The following is a 2,749-nucleotide window of genomic DNA, read 5'->3' on the forward strand; positions in this document are numbered from 1 at the left end:
GTGATGCCTGTGAGTCATCTTGATGCCCCACAGGCATCACGCTCAATGGAGCGGGCGGCTCCGATCCGGCCGGACCACGGGCCCGCGAGCGGCGGTTCACCAACGGCCGAAACGGCCGGTCCTCACGGCCTCCGCAGGCCGGCCAGGGGCTTTAGACACACGGCCTAGTACTCCAGCCGCAGTTGCCTGATCTGGAGTTTCGGCAGCTCACTGGCATGATCGACGACGTAGTTGAGCCTGCCACGTAGCTGCGGATGTCGATGCTACCGGCTCACGGGTGACGTGATCGCACCGTCTGTCTGTTGTGGTCGGTCGAAGCGCCGGCAGGCTCCCGTGCTTGTGTTGATCGATGAGATCGTGGGCTGGCGGGCGGGTTTGGATGATCTGTTGGCGCGGTTCGCGCACCGGTTCGGGCGTGCGGAACCGCGCCGGCAGGCGTTGACCTACCTGGTCGGGCTGTTGTCACCCTTGGCCAGCAAGAACGGCTGGACCCTGGCCGAGGCTGCCGGCGATGCGACGCCGGACCGGATGCAGCGGCTGCTCAACAGGTCCGCGTGGGACCCGGACGCGGTCCGCGATGATCTGTTCGCCTACGTGTCCGAGCACCTCGGTCACGACGACGGTGTGCTGATTGTCGACGAGACCGGGTTCCTGAAGAAGGGCATCAAGTCGGCCGGGGTGCAGCGTCAGTACTCGGGCACGGCCGGGCGGACGGAGAACTGCCAGCTCGGGGTGTTCCTGGCCTATGCCAGCCCGGCCGGGCGCACGCCGGGAGTTGTATCTGCCCCGCGGCTGGTGCGACGACCCCGCCCGCCGCGAGGAAGCCGGCATCGCAGCCAGCGTCGGGTTCGCCACGAAACCCGCCCTGGGCCTGCGGATGATCGAACGCGCCATCACCGCCGGCCTGCCGGCGCGATGGGTCACCGCCGACGAGGCATACGGACAGGACTCGAAATTCCGGACCTGGCTGCAGCAGCACAGGATGGGCTATGTCCTGGCCGTGCCCCGCAACCAGCGGGTCCCGACCACGGTGGGCAACTCCCGCCCGGACGTCCTCGCCGCCAACGCGCCGGCCCTGGCATGGAAGCGCCGTAGCTGTGGCGCCGGCGCCAAAGGACCACGACTCTACGACTGGGCCGTGGCCTCCCTCCCCGGTACCGACGACGGTTACGGCCACTGGTTGCTGATCCGCCGCAGCATCACCAGATCGCCGGGACCCGGTGGGCGGTCGAGGAATGCTTCCAGACCGCGAAGACCGAGATCGGCTTGGACCATCATCAGGTGCGTCGCTACGACGCCTGGTACCGCCACATAACTCTCGTTCTGTACGCCCACGCCTACCTCGCCGTCACCGCCGCCCACGCCAAAAAGGGGGCACCGAATCCGACGACGGCCTCATCCCCCTCACCCTCGGCGAGGTCCGCCGTCTGCTGGCACACCTGATCACCACCATCCGACCCTTCGACCACATCCATCGATGGTCACGATGGCGACGCCGACACCAATACCGCGCCAAAACAGCCCACTACCAGCGAAGACTTCACCTCCACCAGGTACGGCTGGAGTACTAGGACGCATCCGGACGACCTCGCGACGGCTCGTTGGTTGTTGACCCCACCCTCGTGGAGCGAGGTTTGGACCAGCATGACGCACTGCAGGTAGGGGGCGTAACGCCGCCTTGCGTCGCGGAGCGCGCTTTCGCCGAGATCAGTGCGTCTCACAAGCCAAGGCGATCATTGACGAGATTTTTCGGCTGCTTCGGTCGTCCGGCGGGGCAGATTTTTCCGTCCGTAGCGGATAACGTACCGCGATGTGAATCATGATCCGGCCAGTGAGATGCCGAAATCCAGGCCGCCGGGCGACTACGGGATCGACGCTCCGCGGCTTCTGATCGTGCCGGTGGTGCTGATGGGTGCCGGTATTGCCCAAGCTGTTGTCCAGCAGACGTTCTGGCCGCTGGTCGGCACCGCACTGATTTTGTCCTGTTGCTTGTTGGCCCTCTATGCCTCCCGGGTCGGGAAGTTCGTGGTCTGGGGGCGGCTGCTCGACGAGCTGAAGCTGCGCGGTAGCGAAGAGGTTGTGGATCTCGGCTGCGGTCGCGGCGCGTTATTGATCTCCGCAGCGCAGCGGGTCCCTGCCGGGCGAGCGGTCGGCGTCGACCTCTGGCGTGCTGACCAATCGGGCAACAACCCGGACGCGACCATGCGCAATGCGGCCGCTGCGGGTGTCGCGGATCGCGTCGAGCTTCATACCGGCAACTTGATCCAGCTACCGCTGGCGGATGAATCGTTCGACGTGGTCGTCTCCAATGTGGCTGTGCACAACCTTAAAGCGCTTGATGACCGAGACCGTGCGATGAATGAAGCGGTGCGGGTACTGCGGCCCGGAGGGCGATTGCTGATCGCTGACCTTAGCGGCACCCGTCAGTACCAGCAACGACTGCGGCACCTCGGTATGGCCGAAGTAAGTCGGCGCGGCTTAGGCTGGCGGTTGTGGTGGAGCGGTCCCTGGCTGTCGACTCACCTGGTAAGTGCCCGTAAACCGAGTTAGAGGTCTGCCGGTTACCTGCGGGCGGCAGGACGCGCTACTCCTACGCCCTTGGGTAAGGGTTTCGTCAGGCGACGCGCAGTTCGCGGCCGGCACGGTTGAGCCACGCTAAGAGCGCGTTTGGTTTGTGGGTTGGGCGGGTGTGTCGCACAGCCGGTCCGATCGATGAGGGTGATTCGGTCGGTAGACGGGTATGGATCGA

Annotated in this window: 1 protein-coding gene and 1 pseudogene; both read left to right on the forward strand. The window is 65.6% G+C overall.

Features of this window, described 5'->3' with window-relative positions; genetic code table 11:
• Window positions 1-339 precede the first annotated feature (339 nt).
• Window positions 340-1,571 (forward strand): annotated as a pseudogene (locus tag ABZV06_RS31990) (IS701 family transposase).
• Between the two features lie 241 nt (window positions 1,572-1,812).
• Window positions 1,813-2,550, forward strand: coding sequence for a class I SAM-dependent methyltransferase (locus tag ABZV06_RS31995; protein WP_355245196.1), 738 nt, complete (start codon window positions 1,813-1,815; stop codon window positions 2,548-2,550).
• Window positions 2,551-2,749: the final 199 nt, after the last annotated feature.

This window comes from Micromonospora sp. NPDC005172 (assembly GCF_040608555.1).
Classification (GTDB): Bacteria; Actinomycetota; Actinomycetes; order Mycobacteriales; family Micromonosporaceae; genus Micromonospora.